Here is a 15,021-nt window from a genome sequence, read left to right on the forward strand (position 1 = left end):
CCCCCCTCAAGATGAGATTTCCCAACTAGTAAGACCCCTTGTAGACGACGAGGTTGATAGGTTCGAGGTGGAAGTGCAGCAATGCATGCAGCTGACGAATACTAATCGGTCGAGGGCTTATCCTAATGATCCTAAGGTTCGACTTTACGTAAGTTTCGTATCTAGTTTTCAAGGAATAAATCCTTGAAAAGAACATGTTTGTCCTATTCCCTGATAGCTCAGTTGGTAGAGCACTCGACTGTTAATCGAGTTGTCACAGGTTCGAGTCCTGTTCGGGGAGCCATATGGAGAGGTGTCCGAGCTGGCCGAAGGAGCACGATTGGAAATCGTGTAGGCGTCACAAGCGTCTCGAGGGTTCGAATCCCTCTCTCTCCGCCATCATAATTTTGCAAGGCCCGTTGGTCAAGGGGTTAAGACACCTCCCTTTCACGGAGGTAACAGGGGTTCGAATCCCCTACGGGTCACCATTTTTAGTTCCCATGGAGGCTTAGCTCAGCTGGGAGAGCATCTGCCTTACAAGCAGAGGGTCGGCGGTTCGATCCCGTCAGCCTCCACCATGAATTCTTAGGTAAGACTTGATTTAATAAGATTCATAACTTATACTTAATGACGCGGGGTGGAGCAGCCCGGTAGCTCGTCGGGCTCATAACCCGAAGGCCGCAGGTTCAAATCCTGCCCCCGCAACCAATAATGATCGTGGAGCCGTGGTGTAGAGGCCTAACATGCCTGCCTGTCACGCAGGAGACCGCGGGTTCGAATCCCGTCGGCTCCGCCATTATTACCAACATCACGTAAGGCTCGGTAGCTCAGTCGGTAGAGCAGAGGACTGAAAATCCTCGTGTCGGCGGTTCGATTCCGTCCCGAGCCACCATCTTACGAATCAAATTGAATATGCCGTTGTAGCTCAACTGGTAGAGCAACTGACTTGTAATCAGTAGGTTGGGGGTTCAAGTCCTCTCGACGGCACCATTGCTTTATGGAGGCTTAGTGAAGTGGCTAAACACGGCAGACTGTAAATCTGCTCTCTCCGAGTTCGGTGGTTCGAATCCATCAGCCTCCATTTCAATTTCATAGGGGCATAGTTTAAAGGTAGAACAAAGGTCTCCAAAACCTTTGGTGTGGGTTCGATTCCTGCTGCCCCTGCCATTAAATAACTGCGGCGGTCGTGGCGAAGGGGTTAACGCACTGGTCTGTGGCTCCAGCATTCGTGGGTTCAAGTCCCATCGATCGCCCCACTTCAGTTATAGTGGGGATTAGCCAAGCGGTAAGGCAACGGACTTTGACTCCGTCATTCCAAGGTTCGAATCCTTGATCCCCAGTTTTTAATTACCGTGCGGAAGTGGCTCAGCGGTAGAGCATCGCCTTGCCAAGGCGAGGGTCGCGGGTTCGATCCCCGTCTTCCGCTCCATTATTACTAAGGCGCCATAGCCAAGTGGTAAGGCAGAGCTCTGCAAAAGCTTTACCCCCAGTTCGAGTCTGGGTGGCGCCTCCACTATGTTCAAGCCGGAGTGGCGGAATCGGCAGACGCACAGGACTTAAAATCCTGCGGTAGGTGACTACCGTACCAGTTCAAGTCTGGTCTTCGGCACCAACGTAATATTAATTTAATAAGCCGGCATGGCGGAATGGCAGACGCGCTCGACTCAAAATCGAGTCCGAAAGGGTGGAGGTTCGAGTCCTCTTGCCGGTATAACGAACATGAAGCACATGAAATCATTAGATTTCATGTGTTTTTTTGTTTGCTTCGTTCTGCTAACCATATTAGAGATGACCCTATGTAAATGTACTGTGCAAAATAGCTGGACGCTTTCTTATCGGGCTTCGGAGCAATTAAGAAGAGAAGGAACCGGGTGCCATCAGACCACGGCTCCTTCTAAGATTGTAACGGTTATCCAACGTGAATTACCAAGCGTAAGTCATTGTTACGATTACGAGCAAAATGAACAATACGAGAATAGCAGCAGCGGAAGTTCCGTAACCAACACCAACACCAGTACCAGCAGCAACACCCATGGATGTCACCCCCAATCGTAAGTAATGCTCTCGGCAGCCTTCTCTTGAGAGACAATACATCCTATGGTGCGATGCCTTCGTTTGACTGGGGAATCAGCCCAAATAGGGCTGAAAAAGCGCGCTTTAGGCGATAGCCTTTTTTATAAAAAAGAGTCCGTAAGCTGAACAAGAGACAACTGCCCTCCATATGGTAGAAAAGAGATTAAAATGCTTCTGTGGAGGTGTCTGTGCTATCGAATACCTAGATATGTTAGCAAAGCTTGGGGTTGGCAATGCGCACCCCGGAGGTTTCGGTGAAACGATTGAACAGCTTAAGCAATACCCGATAGAGAAAGGCAAACGGGTTTTGGAGGTCGGATGCGGTACAGGGAGAACGGCATGCTACCTTGCCGAGCAGGGACTTGAGGTAACGGCGATTGATATCCGCCCGGAGATGGTTGCGAAAGCAAAGATAAGAGCCGAGAAGCTGGGGGTGCAAGTGGAGTTTAGAGAAGGGGATGTTTGCCAGCTCCCATTTGAAGGTGCATCTTTCGATGTCGTCATGGTGGAATCCGTGACGAATTTCGCGGACGCCGAGAAGGCGGTAGCAGAGTATTATCGTGTGTTGAGGCCCGGAGGAAAGCTGTATGACCGGGAAGTGATCCGCGTCAAACCGATGACAGCAGCCGTTCACAGAGCGTTATGCAGCTTCTACGGTGTAAGCAAAATTTATAGTATGGAAGAGTGGCGGGAGCTGCTGCAGGGAAGCGGATTCGCCGTAGATTTCTCCGGCAGCCATCCTTTCCCGTTAACGATGTTCGAAGATCAGGTGCAGCATCCGGATCCTGTGCATTTGTCCGACCGGCAATCGTTCATGGATCCACGAATTTGGCAGATTACGGCCAGATACGATGAGCTTGTAGGCAAATATCATAGCTATATGGGCTATACGTTAATGATAGGATCGAAGGAATAGACAAATACTAGGCAGGAAATGGGCACCCTCATGGCGAATGTAATGAGAAAGATTATCATTGGGGGATGTTTCTTTTGAATGCTGATGTAATTACGGAACGCATTCCGAACCGGAAAGCGAAGGAAATTTATGAACGCATATGCCGCCAGACGACGATCTCCAAGACAGAGCTCTTAGAGCAAAGCGGGATGACCGTCTCTACGCTGACGCGGCTCTTGGAGGAGCTGACGAGTCAAGGGCTCATCCTTGAATCCGGCTTCGGCGCATCGACAGGCGGACGCAGGCCGATTCTCTACGAGAAGAATTCGGCCTATGCGTATGTGTTCGGTCTGGAAATCTCACGAACGCTGTCCAGGCTGGTGCTGGTCGATTTGGGCATGAACAAATTGGACACAAGAAGCTGGACCATGACGTCCGAGATGACGCCTGATGTGCTGATCCGCCTCATCGTACAAGAGGCGCAGTCTATGCTGAAGCGGCACGGGATCGAGACATCGAGGCTGCTGGGTATCGGCATCGGTGCCGTCGGTCCCGTGGACCGGCTGTCCGGCACCATCTTGGAGCCATCCTATTTCCCGGCCAAAGGATGGACGAATGTTGCGATATGCCGTGAGCTGTCGGAGCGGCTGGGGATACCGGCCATGCTGGATAACGGGGCGAACACGGCCATTCTGGCAGAATCCTGGCATCAGCGGACGCAGAGCTTCAAGCATCTGCTCTATATTCATGCCGGGGTGGGTTTACGATCTTCCATGGTCTCCGAAGGGAAGGTCATTTATGGCGCCGTCGACATGGAAGGCTCCGTCGGGCAAATGATCATTCAGACGGACGGTGTGGCGCCCCGCAACGCCTCCGGCAACTACGGCGCCTTGGAGTCGTATGCTTCCTTGTATGCCATCGAGAAGGCGGCGCGCACGGCTTTGAAGCAGGGGCGCTCCACGATGCTGGCCCATTTCTCTCCAGACCCTGAACAAGTGACCTACGCGCATGTGATGGAAGCCGTCAAAAAAAATGATCCCCTGGCTGTGGAGATCATTTCGGAAGCTGCGACTTATTTTGGCATCGGACTCGCCAATTTGTTAAATATTTTGCACCCGGAGAAGGTTATTCTCGGGGGGCCGCTCATTGTCGGCGGGGAGCTATTCTTCCAAACCGCTACACAGGTAGCGATTCGGAAGACGTATTACTATCCCGCCTACCAAGTTGTCTTCAGCAAGGGACAGCTGGGTGAAGAAGCACTTGCCATTGGAGCAGCCGTGATGGTCATGGACCAGCTCGTCAGGCTGTGACGCCTTTCAGGAAGTCAAGCAGCAAAGCGTTGAACGCCTCGGGCTGCTCCATCGGAGCCAAATGCGAAGCGCCTGGTATGGCATGGAAGCTGGCGCCTGGGATGGCGTCAGCCATTTTGCGCATCACATCCGGAGGCGCAATTGGGTCTTTCTCGCCGGCGATGACCAGTGTCGGTACGGAGATCAGGCTCAGCAGCTCTACGGAGTCAGGGCGGAACGCCATCGCCAAGCTCGCATGAACGAGCCCTTCGGCGGGCATGGAGCCCATAACCTCGCTTAAGCTCTCCACAAGCGCTGGCTGCTCCTTCGCAGTCTGCTCGGTAAGCAGCTTGGGCAGCATGGCGTCTCTGGCCGCAGCCGCTCCTTTGTCATAGAGGGAGACGGCCATATTCATGCGATTTTTACGCGCTTCCGGGCCGTCCGCTTCCGGACGGGTATTCGCGAGCAGGAGAGCAGAGAAACGTTCAGGAGCTTTCCTTAGCAAAGCAAAAGCCACATAGCCACCCATTGAAAAGCCGCCGAGTGCGGCTTTTTGTATGTCCATTTTATCCATCATCAATAGAATGTCATCCGCGTATTGCTCCATCGAAATGTTCGTCGTTGGCACATCGGATTGTCCCATTCCCCGCAAGTCAGGCGTGATGACTCGGTAATTCGCGGCTAAAGCATCGATCTGCGATTGCCACATGCGATGGTCCAACGGGAATCCATGCAGTAAGATAACAGCTTTTCCTTGCCCTTTGTCCTCAATGTACAGCTCTTTCCCAATAATATGACGGCTCACTTCAATCATCCTCCAAAATTTGATTTTTCCACTCTAAAAGTCCTAAAAATGTTCACAATTTTAGTTCAATAGTCGCGGAAATAAGGAAAATATCGACAAAGTTATGACTTCATACTTTCATTATGGTTAACTCATACTTCTCTAACAATTCGTTGTTATTCTCTCAGTATACCCGTTGTTACCCAAATAAAGCGACAAAAGAATCATTCATTCTACAAAGTGAGGTTAGTGCTATGACTAAGAAACCTTGGTCCACTCAAGAACTGGACAAATTAATCCGACTTTCCGCTGAATGCCCACCGGTCGTCATTGCCAGAGAACTATCCCGTCCCGTCACATCCGTACGCAAGAAAATGCGTGAAATCGGCGTCAGCTACGTAACCGGCGAGCAGTGGAAAAAAAGTCAGATTCAATACCTGATCTCAGACGAAGGTTCATCTTACAATAACAAGCATAAATTGACCCAAGCTCCGAAAGAAAATGATTTCGAATCTCCCGTACTCGACGAATTCTGGACAACCCTTGTGAAAATGGCCAGAGTTGCGAAGAAGAGGGGGAAACGCGTAGATGTCCTTTCGTTCATCGATACCTACCGGAAGATTCGAATCGGAGGGTAATCAACCTATCATCCAATCCACAATTAAATCAGGCCTCCCCTAAAAGGTGAAATCCGGTATAACGAGATTTTACCTTTTTCTTTTGCTCTTCTGCCCCTAAACTGAGAAGACCAAGACATCCAGGGAGGGCTATATGCATAGAATTCCACTATTTTCACTGATTAGCAAGTACGATACGGCAATATGGGTGCGAGTCATCGGAACGATTTTAACATCATTGGCCGGATTCATGATGCGACCTTATTTGGTCTATTATTTGTACGATAAGCTTGACGGCTCCGTCTTTCTCTCGATGCTGATCGTAGGCTTACAACCGTTATGCGGCATATTCGTGAACCTGTACGCAGGCAGCCTGAGCGATAAGTACGGGCGCAAGCCAATGATGCTGGCCGCGCTTATCATTCAAGCAGTTGCGATTGGCGGGTACATATTTGCCAGCCATGTTTGGGAATTTGCCCTTATTTCCATTATTAACGGGATTGGACATGCCATGTTCGGCCCCGCGGCCAACGCCCAAATCTCGGATGTTGTTCCACAGGAGAAGCGTGCCGAAGTGTTCGCGCTGCTGCACACAGCCTTGAACATGGGCTCCGCATTCGGCCCGCTGCTTGGCTTGCTGTTGTTTACCATGAACCCGACGATCATTTTCCTGGCTTGTTCGATCGCGCTGTTCGCTTATGCGGCACTTGTCGTATGGAAAGTTCCGGAGACGATGCCGATGAAATCCAACGAAGATCAAGCAGCCGGCTCCAATAAAACCAAAATCAAATGGTCGGAGCATAAACCGCTGCTTTGGATTACCTTGCTAGCGATGCCGGTCTCCCTTCTGTACGCACAGGTGGAGTCGACATTCCCGCTGCATTTGCAGCAGCATTTTGAAAATTATAAGTCCGTATTTGCGACGATCATCACTTTTAACGGGTGTGTAGTCATAGCCCTGCAGCTCTGGATTGCCAAACGCACAGAACGCGCTCCTGCATTTGCAGTCGTTGCCGTATCGTATATGTTGTTCGCTCTAGTATCCGTCGGTTATGGATTTGTTCCTTATCTCGCAATTCTGCTTTTTGTCGAGTTTTTATTTACCATTGGTGAAATGTTGAACGGTCCTCATATTCAGAAAGTGATCTCCGTCATTGCCCCGGAAGAGCATAGAGGCCTGTACTTCTCCGTGTTCGGCATGAACTGGCAGCTGTCTCGGGCTATCGGGCCGATCTTGGGCGGATTGCTGTTCAGCCATTTTGGCGGGAAAGTGATGTTTGCCATTCTCGGCGTCATCCTTGTGATTGCCGGCATTGCCCAGTCGCGATACATCCGCAGCTTGAACCGGAAGGAAGAGGAGCCGGCTCTAGAGGCTGCTTTGCAAGCTTAACTTAAGGGAATGACTTAGGTCACTGCGGGTCATGACCATGCTCACCTTACAGAAAATGGCGGAAAGTCTACAATAAGAACAAAAGAAGATTCATCCAAAGGAGTGATTGGATATGCTTTTGTTCTTGCATGTACTGGGCGCTGTATTATTTCTAGGTAACATTGTGACGGGGGCTTTCTGGAAAGTGAGAGCTCATTACGGGAAGCAGGATCTGACGGCCATTCACCTTACCGTCAAAAATATTATGCTGGCGGATTATGTATTCACGGTGCCGGGTATCCTCTTGCTGTTGATTCCCGGCCATCTCATGGCTGCGCGGTTAGGATACTCGCTCGTAGAATGGAGTTGGGTCACGGCTTCGCTGCTGCTTTTCTCTTTGTCCGGACTGCTCTGGTTGTTCGTACTGCTGCCCTTGCAAAGAAAAATGATTCGCTACAGCGCAGATTCGCTAAAAGCGGGGAAACAAACAGACACTTACAAACAAGTCTCAAGGAAGTGGGACATTTATGGGACCATCGGCACGATTCTTCCGCTGATTTCATTAATACTGATGGTATGGAAGCCTGGCATATAAATATGTCGGGCTTTTATTGTTTTGTAATACTTCCGTAAGATACAGCTTCATTAATTGCGCTATAATTGTACTAGTTTTATGGAGGTGAAAAGCGTGGGGGCAATCGTTCTTGTCGTAGATGACGAACCGAATATTATAGATGTATGTACCGTCTATTTGCAGCGGGAAGGCTTTCAAGTTCTTTCGGCGGATAACGGCGAAGAGGCGATCCGCCTATGGCGGCAGCATCGTCCGCAGCTCATTGTACTGGATCTGATGATGCCAGGCAAAAACGGCTGGCAGGTATGCGAAGAAATCCGCAGCGAAGAGGACGTTCCGATCATTATGTTGACGGCGCTCGGCGATGAAATGGACCGGTTGATGGGACTTACCATGGGGGCGGATGACTATCTGACGAAGCCGTTCTCCCCGCGGGAGCTGGTCCTGCGGATGAAAGGCATATTGCGCAGGCTGCAGCGTTCACAAACGCCGGGAAATAAGGAGGGAGCAGCGTCCGCGCACATCCTGAAATTCCCGGGGTTCGAGATCAACGCGCTGCACCGCAGCGTCCGCGTAGGCAATAGAGATATTGAGCTGACGGTGAAGGAATTTGAACTCCTTCATTTGTTCGCAAGTCATCCGGAGCAAGTCTTCTCGCGAAACCAATTGCTAAGCAAAATATGGGATATCGATTATTATGGCGATACAACGACAGTAACCGTGCATATCCGCCGGTTAAGAGAAAAGATCGAGCCAAACCCTTCCCAGCCCCGCTATATCAAAACCGTATGGGGTATCGGCTATAAATTCGAAGGGAGGAAGCCGACCTGAAGCTTCGTATTTATTTGCTTGTTGCCAGCGGCGTGAGCACGGGGATTATTTTGCTTTCCCTATTCATTTGTTATCACTATATGCTGCTTAGATGGAAGGACGTCATACTGCTCTCAACAGTAACGGTAGGCGCTGCTGTCGTGTCCATGGGCCTTCATTATATAATGACTCGTCCTTTGGAGAAAGCGATTCAAGCGATCACGCAAGAAACGACTCGCATTTCTGAAGGGCAGTTTGAAGGGGTGGTTCCCCAACTAGGACCGTCGGAATTTAGAAAGTTGGCGTTACAATTCAATCGGATGACAGGCAAGCTCAAAGAAAGCTTCGACAAATTACGATCGGCTGAAGCCTCCCGCAAAGAGCTTGTAGCCAATGTCTCGCATGATCTTCGGACGCCAATGGCTTCCATACAAGCCTTCGTCGAGGCGCTCCAAGATGACGTCATTCAGGATAAAGCCACATTCGAGCACTACTTGCGAACGATTCGTTTGGAAACGGGAAGACTGGATGCGCTTATACAGGAACTTTTCAAACTTTCCCAACTGGATGCAGGCGGAGCGGAATTCGCGCCGGAGCCCTATCACGCCGATCAATTGATTGTAGACGGCCTCCAAAGCTTGGCTTTTCAACTGGAAGAGAAGTCGTTGCATGTCCATGTGATCTTGCCTGAACGCTTGTCGCCAGTGTACATCATGCCTCAGGAGATGAAGCGGGTGGTAGCTAACATTTTAGGCAATGCCATTCGACATTCCCCTGTTGGGGGCTGTATCACAATAGAAGGTGAAGAATTTCGGGAACGCTACCTTAAACTCTCCATCCGGGATCAAGGTCCGGGTATTTTGGAGAAGGATGCGGACAAAATATTCGAACGCTTTTATCGGTCAGACCCCTCTAGAACGCGGGTAAGCGGAGGCGCCGGTCTTGGACTCGCGATCGCCAAATCAATCGTCCAATTACACGGAGGCTCGATCAGCGTTCATTGCCATAAAGACCAAGGAGCGGAACAAGGCAGCACGTTCTGGTTTACGATACCTTTTATATAGAACCGATTGCAGCAGCTGCGGGCTTATTGTCCCGGGCTGTTTTTTTGTTAGTATTTCTTTAGATTTTTGTAATGTTTGCGTTAGTCTTTCTTAAGATCTACCCCTTAACTTAGAACTGAGAAAGAAATTAATATGAGGAGGAAGATCACAGTGAAAACATGGCTGAAAGCAGTTGCAGTAGCTATCACCGTAAGTGCAGTTGCGCTCCCGAGCTTGATTAACGCCGAAGAAATGATGATGCCCAAATTCGACTACAGCAGCGTAGCTACCATCCAGCAGGGGGGCAACGAGCTTGCGCCGCTTCGTACAGTAGCAGAATCACTGGGTTTTAAGGTCGAATGGAACGAGGCCAACCGCTCTGTGGCTTTAATGAAAACAATGCCCATGGAAGACAAGAGTACAATGGTGGAAGACAAGAGCATGGTAGAAGATAAGACGATGAAAGACCAGCCCATGATGGACAAAATGATGGATAAAAGCAGCATGATCACAATTTTTATCGACAGCAAAACGATCACCGTGGGTGATGTGAATGAGATGCTAATGGTCGCCCCAACAATTGTGAACGACATGACTTATGTTCCGAAAGAGTTCATTGATACATATCTATTGAAGGAAATGAAAATGATCAAGTAGTACATGAAGAAGCCCTTTCACGAACCCCCATCACTGCACATTGTGCCATGAAGGGGGTTCTTTGTGGGCCGGGCGAGTGAGCGCGGTGCATAGAGCCAAAGCAGTAGCTATGGGCACTATCCCCAAGGCTCAGGTGAGGGGGAGTGAGGGGCGGATGAGAAGGCACAGGGTGAGGATGAGCATGTGGATGGGCGGGTGAGCAACTGTGATGGTGCATCGAGGCGAAGTAGGAGCTATGGGCACTATCCCCGAGGCTCAGGTGGGCATGCGAGCGAGCGAGCACGATGGTGCATAGCACCGAAGCAGCAGCTCTAGCCACTATCCCCAAGGCTCAGGGTGATGGGGAGTGTAGGCTCGGGTGAGGAGGAGTGTGTGGGCTCAGGGTAGGGGAGGGGAGTGTGGGAAGTCCGAGCCCGATGAAAATGAGGGAGGTCTTAGATGCGGATGAGGAGCGAGGTCCTGAGCCAAAGGGATAGTGGCTAGAGTAGAGCCTCTGAATATATAACGTGCCGAGGTGGAGGAGCAGATACTAATAACTCTGGTGTAACTTGGGAGGCCGGATAGGACTGGACTGGTATGAATGGGATAAGGATATGGGTATGGAACTGGATGGATAGGGATCAGGAATATGGATCGGTTCTGTGGGAACATGTTCGTAATGGAACATGTGGGAACCGTGAAAGCTGGCTAAGAGCGGGAACCTGAGCCAACGGGATAGTGGTTAGAGTAGGGTTCCTGAACATATAACGTGCCAAGGTGGAGAGCAGATACTAATAATACTGGTAACTTAAGGAAGCCGGATAGGATTGGACTGGAATGAATGGGATATGGATATTGATATGGACATGGATATGAGTATGGTTATGGTTATGGTTATGGAACTGGATCTGGATAGGGTTCAAGTTATGGATTGGTTCTGTGAGAACATGTTCGAATGAAACATGGTGAGACCTTGGAAGCTGGCAGGAGCGGAGGCCTGAGCCAAAGGGATAGTGGCTGGAAGGTAGCTCCCAAGAACAACGTCAGTCAAAGTGACAGATGTAGGGAGATCAGGAATAAAGAATCTTATAGTTTTGTAAGCCTTTTTTAAGATTTGTGCGTTATGATTAGGGTACTAACTCTTGATTGATAGGATGTGGGCGTGTGGAGTCGAAAAGAGGATGGTTAAAGCAATCTTTTGGCAAACGTCTGAACAGGATACATAGCTGGAATGCATGGGTGCTTCTGGCCCTAACGGTGACGGGGATTATTTTAAGCGTAGGCGCCATACGCGGAGATTTGGGCGGCGTTCGCGTGACGATCAAGCAGCTGCATATTTATTTAGGCGCAGCTTCTATACTGCTGATCGCCCTCTATGCGCCAATGCTTCGCAAACATTGGCATCAGATTCGCAACAAGCGCAACCAGCGGGCGAATCTGGTGTTCGTGCTGGCGCTGCTGATCGGTTGGGCGGCGTCTGGGGTGATTTTGTGGCAGTTCCGCTACCTGCCGCCGCAGCTTAACAATACGGCACTCATCCTCCATGACCTGCTCACGTGGGTCGGCGTGCCGTATGCCCTGTACCACGCCATCTCGCGCAGCAGATGGCTGAAGCGGCAGCAGCGGCTGGAACAGGCGGCGAGCGCTAGCGCGAGCTCGATCCTGACTGCCGCACCGGCTGCCGCCGCTGCCCCGCCTGCCGCGCAGCCGGCGGCCGTGGAAGCTGATCCCGCGGCAACCAGCGCGGGCAGGTCCGCAGCGCAGGCGGTCATCGCCGCGCTGAAAGAGTCGCCGATCACTCGCGCCTCATTCCTGCGGATCGCCGCAGGCTTGTTGCTCGTGATCGCGGTAGGGCCCGCCTTTTATCGCTGGATAAAAGGCGTGTCAAGCGGCGGCGGGTCCGCGACCGCCGATTACATCGCGGCGGACGGCAACCGGATGGTGCCGCCGCCCGAGCCGTTGCCGGACTCCGCCGCCGTCGCGGGCGGAGGGGCGCAGGGGAATTTCCGCATCTACACAGTGACGGAAATTCCGGCTTTCTCCTCGGATACATGGCAGTTTGCCATATCCGGCTTGGTGGATCGTCCCGGCGTATGGAATTGGGAAGAGTTTCTCAAGCTGAAACGGACCGTGCAGGTGAGCGATTTCCATTGTGTGACGGGGTGGTCCGTTTATAGCTGCACCTGGGAGGGGATTCCTCTAAAGGCAATGTTGGCGGCAGCAGGCGTGCAGGCCAAAGCAAAGTATGTGAAGTTCTACTCGGGTGACAAAGTCTACACCGATGCGCTCTCGCTCGAGCAAGCCGGCGGCGACGATATTATGGTTGCTGTACTGCTGGACGGTAAGCCGATCCCGCAGCAGCTAGGCGGTCCGGTGCGGCTGATCGTTCCCCAAATGTATGCCTACAAATCCGTCAAATGGCTTCAAGGGATCGAGTTGATCGAGAAGGAGCATATAGGTTACTGGGAAGTTAGAGGTTACGATAATGACGCATGGGTAAACAGATCGAACCGTGCATAAGATGAACTGACTTTCTAATTGGTTTTTGGTATAGTTATTGCTAAGAACCTGCTTGGAAATGAGGGAATAGAGCAATGGAAATCATATCGGTCAACGTGGGCATGCCACGGACAATCGACTATCAAGGTAAAGAGCTGGTTACGGGCATTTATAAATCCCCGGTCAGCTCATCTTTATTTGTATCGAAAACACAGCTGGAAGGAGACGGGCAAGCGGATCTAACCGTTCATGGCGGTGTGGATAAAGCGCTGTGCGTCTATCCGGAGGAGCATTACGCTTACTGGGAGGAGCTGCTCGGCCGTAAGCTTTCGCCCGGTTCGTTCGGAGAGAATCTAACGGTTCACGGGCTGCTGGAAGGCGATGTTTGCATTGGCGACACCTATGCGATCGATGAAGTGATTGTGCAGGTCTCGCAGCCCCGCCAGCCTTGTTTCAAAGCGGGCAAGCGCTTGGAGTGGGTTCAAGCCCCGGCTAAAATGCAGGAAACCGGCTTTACCGGATTCTACTTCCGGGTACTGAAGGAAGGCTACATTTCCAAGGATTCCAAGTTGAAGCTTGTGGCCAAAGATGAAGCGGGCCTTACGCTTGCTTTTGCCAATACCATTAAATACCATGACAAAGCGAATAAGCAAGCTATTCGGCTTCTGATAGAGGCGGATGCTCTGTCGGCAAGCTGGAGGCAATCGTTCAGCAATCGATTGGCGGAAATGGAAGCATGATCACCGGCGTTATTTTGGCAGGCGGATTAAACCGCCGAATGGGAGGAAAGCCGAAGGCATTGCTGCCCGTACAGGGTCAGCCATTGCTCCACAAGCAGCTCACGGAAATGTCGCAAATTACGAAGCAGGTCGTTATCGTATCCAATGAACCTGAAGTTTTGAAGCCTCACATAACGCTAATTTCCCCGGAAATGGATGTACGATGGGTATCGGATGTCTATGTACAGAAAGGGCCTCTAAGCGGTATACATGCAGCGGCTCAGGCGGCAACGAACGATTGGCTGTGGATCGTCGGTTGTGATATGCCGTTCATTTCGTCGGCAGCCGCACAATTGATGGGCCAATTATGTCAAGAGAAGTATGTCGACGCCGTGATTCCTGTTCTGGACGGCAAGGTTCAGCCGCTGCATGGCGTCTACTCCAGGCTGATCGGTTCGGAAGCCGAAATTTTGTTAAAACAAGAGAAATACAGACTGATGGGTCTGTTGGATCATATTGACTGGCTCCCTGCGGAGCATGGATTATTTGCGCAGCATCAAGTGCCGACGGACTTCGCAGTAAATGTAAATACGCCAGAAAGCTATAAGGATATGTTAGGAAATCTATCATAAAAACTATTATTCTCATCATTTTAGCGCTGAAATCTAGGATTTTGTCATTAAATATGCCATAATGGACAAGGAGAGAAGGTGACCCCTCATGTCGAAGCTACTGATGGATCGTTTTGGACGAATGCACGATTATTTGCGTATTTCCGTAACGGATCGGTGCAATCTCCGCTGTGTTTATTGTATGCCCGAAGAAGGAATGGAGTTTGAACCGGATGAGAAGCTTCTCACGTTCGAGGAAATCACTGAGGTCGTCCGAGTTTTGGCGAGACTAGGTGTGCGCAAGCTTAGATTAACCGGGGGAGAGCCTCTGGTACGCAAAAATTTGGAGCAATTGATTGGCATGCTTTCGCAAATTCCCGGAATTGAAGATATCGCCCTGACTACGAATGGGATTTATTTGGCCTCGAGAGCCGAGAAGCTTCGCGCAGCAGGATTAACCCGCGTCAATATTAGTCTGGATTCCTTGAAAGCCGACCGGTTCTCCCTAATTACAAGAGGCGGAGATATCAACCGCGTATTGGCCAGCATCGAGGAAGCCTATCGTGTTGGCATATCCCCGATCAAGCTGAATGTCGTTCTGATGAAGGGGATCAATGACGATGAGATTGAAGACTTCCTGCAAATGACGATCGATCGGCCCATTCAAGTCCGATTCATTGAATATATGCCAATCGGTCATCAGGATGATACTTGGAAGAACAGGTATTTATCTCTGACAACCGTGTTGGACCGCTGCAGCGAGAAGGGGTGGAACGCCGTCCCTTCAGATGCGGTGTATGGCAACGGTCCCGCCCAAAATTACCGGATCGACGGAGCCTTGGGCTCTTTTGGACTCATTCACCCGATCAGCGACCATTTCTGTGAAACCTGCAACCGGCTGCGCATTACGGCTGACGGCAATGTGAAACCATGTTTATATTGGTCGGATGAGTTCAATGTTCGCAAATATATCGGCGATGACGCAGCGGTGGAAGACTTGTTCTTCCGCGCTTTGGATATCAAGCCGCAGAATCATGAGATGGCGCAGGCGCTGATGAACGAAGCGCAGTCGCATACGCCGACACTTCGCCGGATGTCACAAATCGGCGGTTAGCCCAGGGAG

General features: G+C 50.8%; 14 protein-coding genes, 16 tRNA genes and 1 rRNA gene. 29 read left to right on the forward strand and 2 right to left on the reverse strand.

Annotated features, from left to right (window positions below):
• The 17 genes from PUT07_RS29025 to PUT07_RS29105 all read left to right on the forward strand — a co-directional run.
• Nucleotides 1–125, forward strand: a 23S ribosomal RNA gene (locus PUT07_RS29025); the annotation flags it as partial.
• Between the two features lie 82 nt (nt 126–207).
• Nucleotides 208–283, forward strand: a tRNA-Asn gene (locus tag PUT07_RS29030).
• 3 nt (nt 284–286) lie between these two features.
• Nucleotides 287–378, forward strand: a tRNA-Ser gene (locus PUT07_RS29035).
• A 14-nt stretch (nt 379–392) separates the two neighbouring features.
• Nucleotides 393–467: transfer RNA gene (locus tag PUT07_RS29040), tRNA-Glu, on the forward strand.
• Nucleotides 468–481: 14 nt separating this feature from the next.
• A tRNA-Val gene (locus tag PUT07_RS29045) sits at nt 482–557 on the forward strand.
• Between the two features lie 53 nt (nt 558–610).
• A tRNA-Met gene (locus PUT07_RS29050) sits at nt 611–687 on the forward strand.
• 11 nt (nt 688–698) lie between these two features.
• A tRNA-Asp gene (locus PUT07_RS29055) sits at nt 699–775 on the forward strand.
• Nucleotides 776–795: 20 nt separating this feature from the next.
• A tRNA-Phe gene (locus PUT07_RS29060) sits at nt 796–871 on the forward strand.
• 22 nt (nt 872–893) lie between these two features.
• Nucleotides 894–969, forward strand: a tRNA-Thr gene (locus PUT07_RS29065).
• Between the two features lie 9 nt (nt 970–978).
• Nucleotides 979–1,060 (forward strand) — tRNA-Tyr (locus PUT07_RS29070).
• Between the two features lie 12 nt (nt 1,061–1,072).
• Nucleotides 1,073–1,146 (forward strand) — tRNA-Trp (locus tag PUT07_RS29075).
• Between the two features lie 13 nt (nt 1,147–1,159).
• Nucleotides 1,160–1,235 (forward strand) — tRNA-His (locus tag PUT07_RS29080).
• A 12-nt stretch (nt 1,236–1,247) separates the two neighbouring features.
• A tRNA-Gln gene (locus tag PUT07_RS29085) sits at nt 1,248–1,319 on the forward strand.
• Nucleotides 1,320–1,333: 14 nt separating this feature from the next.
• A tRNA-Gly gene (locus PUT07_RS29090) sits at nt 1,334–1,408 on the forward strand.
• 10 nt (nt 1,409–1,418) lie between these two features.
• Nucleotides 1,419–1,492 (forward strand) — tRNA-Cys (locus PUT07_RS29095).
• A 10-nt stretch (nt 1,493–1,502) separates the two neighbouring features.
• Nucleotides 1,503–1,591 (forward strand) — tRNA-Leu (locus tag PUT07_RS29100).
• Between the two features lie 20 nt (nt 1,592–1,611).
• Nucleotides 1,612–1,690 (forward strand) — tRNA-Leu (locus PUT07_RS29105).
• Nucleotides 1,691–1,902: 212 nt separating this feature from the next.
• Here the strand turns inward: PUT07_RS29105 and PUT07_RS35675 are convergent.
• Entirely contained in the window at nt 1,903–2,073 is a 171-nt protein-coding gene (locus PUT07_RS35675) for a YjcZ family sporulation protein (RefSeq protein ID WP_379240892.1), read from the reverse strand.
• Between the two features lie 187 nt (nt 2,074–2,260).
• Between PUT07_RS35675 and PUT07_RS29115 the strand changes: the two genes are divergently transcribed.
• Together PUT07_RS29115 and PUT07_RS29120 are read left to right on the forward strand one after the other, a co-directional pair.
• Nucleotides 2,261–2,968: a class I SAM-dependent methyltransferase gene (locus tag PUT07_RS29115; RefSeq protein ID WP_274472289.1), complete on the forward strand. Its 708-nt coding sequence runs from the start codon at nt 2,261–2,263 to the stop codon at nt 2,966–2,968.
• Nucleotides 2,969–3,033: 65 nt separating this feature from the next.
• Nucleotides 3,034–4,257, forward strand: coding sequence for an ROK family protein (locus PUT07_RS29120; protein WP_274472290.1), 1,224 nt, complete (start codon nt 3,034–3,036; stop codon nt 4,255–4,257).
• Here PUT07_RS29120 and PUT07_RS29125 read toward each other — a convergent pair.
• Nucleotides 4,247–5,041 carry an alpha/beta fold hydrolase gene (locus tag PUT07_RS29125; RefSeq protein ID WP_274472291.1) on the reverse strand — a complete coding sequence of 265 codons (795 nt, stop codon included), beginning with the start codon at nt 5,039–5,041 and terminating at the stop codon, nt 4,247–4,249. The two genes, PUT07_RS29120 and PUT07_RS29125, sit on opposite strands and share 11 nt — an antisense overlap.
• A gap of 233 nt (nt 5,042–5,274) precedes the next feature.
• Between PUT07_RS29125 and PUT07_RS29130 the strand changes: the two genes are divergently transcribed.
• From PUT07_RS29130 to moaA, 10 genes are all read left to right on the forward strand, one after another.
• Nucleotides 5,275–5,658, forward strand: coding sequence for a hypothetical protein (locus PUT07_RS29130; protein ID WP_274472292.1), 384 nt, complete (start codon nt 5,275–5,277; stop codon nt 5,656–5,658).
• A 133-nt stretch (nt 5,659–5,791) separates the two neighbouring features.
• Entirely contained in the window at nt 5,792–7,027 is a 1,236-nt protein-coding gene (locus PUT07_RS29135) for an MDR family MFS transporter (RefSeq protein ID WP_274472293.1), read from the forward strand.
• A gap of 112 nt (nt 7,028–7,139) precedes the next feature.
• On the forward strand, nt 7,140–7,601 hold the full coding sequence (locus PUT07_RS29140) for a DUF2269 family protein (RefSeq protein WP_338000784.1): 462 nt from the start codon (nt 7,140–7,142) through the stop codon (nt 7,599–7,601).
• Nucleotides 7,602–7,694: 93 nt separating this feature from the next.
• Complete coding sequence (locus tag PUT07_RS29145; protein WP_274472295.1) at nt 7,695–8,411, forward strand: response regulator transcription factor; 717 nt, start codon at nt 7,695–7,697, stop codon at nt 8,409–8,411.
• 14 nt (nt 8,412–8,425) lie between these two features.
• On the forward strand, nt 8,426–9,454 hold the full coding sequence (locus PUT07_RS29150; protein WP_274472296.1) for a sensor histidine kinase: 1,029 nt from the start codon (nt 8,426–8,428) through the stop codon (nt 9,452–9,454).
• A gap of 150 nt (nt 9,455–9,604) precedes the next feature.
• Nucleotides 9,605–10,090 (forward strand): copper amine oxidase N-terminal domain-containing protein, encoded by a 486-nt coding sequence (locus tag PUT07_RS29155; RefSeq protein WP_274472297.1) that lies wholly within the window; start codon nt 9,605–9,607, stop codon nt 10,088–10,090.
• A 1,143-nt stretch (nt 10,091–11,233) separates the two neighbouring features.
• Entirely contained in the window at nt 11,234–12,589 is a 1,356-nt protein-coding gene (locus tag PUT07_RS29160; protein WP_274472298.1) for a molybdopterin-dependent oxidoreductase, read from the forward strand.
• A gap of 74 nt (nt 12,590–12,663) precedes the next feature.
• Nucleotides 12,664–13,308 (forward strand): MOSC domain-containing protein, encoded by a 645-nt coding sequence (locus tag PUT07_RS29165; RefSeq protein WP_274472299.1) that lies wholly within the window; start codon nt 12,664–12,666, stop codon nt 13,306–13,308.
• Complete coding sequence (gene mobA / locus PUT07_RS29170; protein WP_274472300.1) at nt 13,305–13,919, forward strand: molybdenum cofactor guanylyltransferase; 615 nt, start codon at nt 13,305–13,307, stop codon at nt 13,917–13,919. The genes PUT07_RS29165 and mobA overlap by 4 nt, the downstream gene beginning before the upstream one ends.
• An 88-nt stretch (nt 13,920–14,007) precedes the next feature.
• A complete protein-coding gene (gene moaA / locus PUT07_RS29175; RefSeq protein ID WP_274472301.1) occupies nt 14,008–15,012 on the forward strand; it encodes a GTP 3',8-cyclase MoaA in 1,005 nt (334 codons plus the stop codon).
• Nucleotides 15,013–15,021 lie beyond the last annotated feature (9 nt).

The organism is Paenibacillus sp. MAHUQ-63 (assembly GCF_028765165.1).
Taxonomy (GTDB): Bacteria; Bacillota; Bacilli; order Paenibacillales; family NBRC-103111; genus Paenibacillus_E.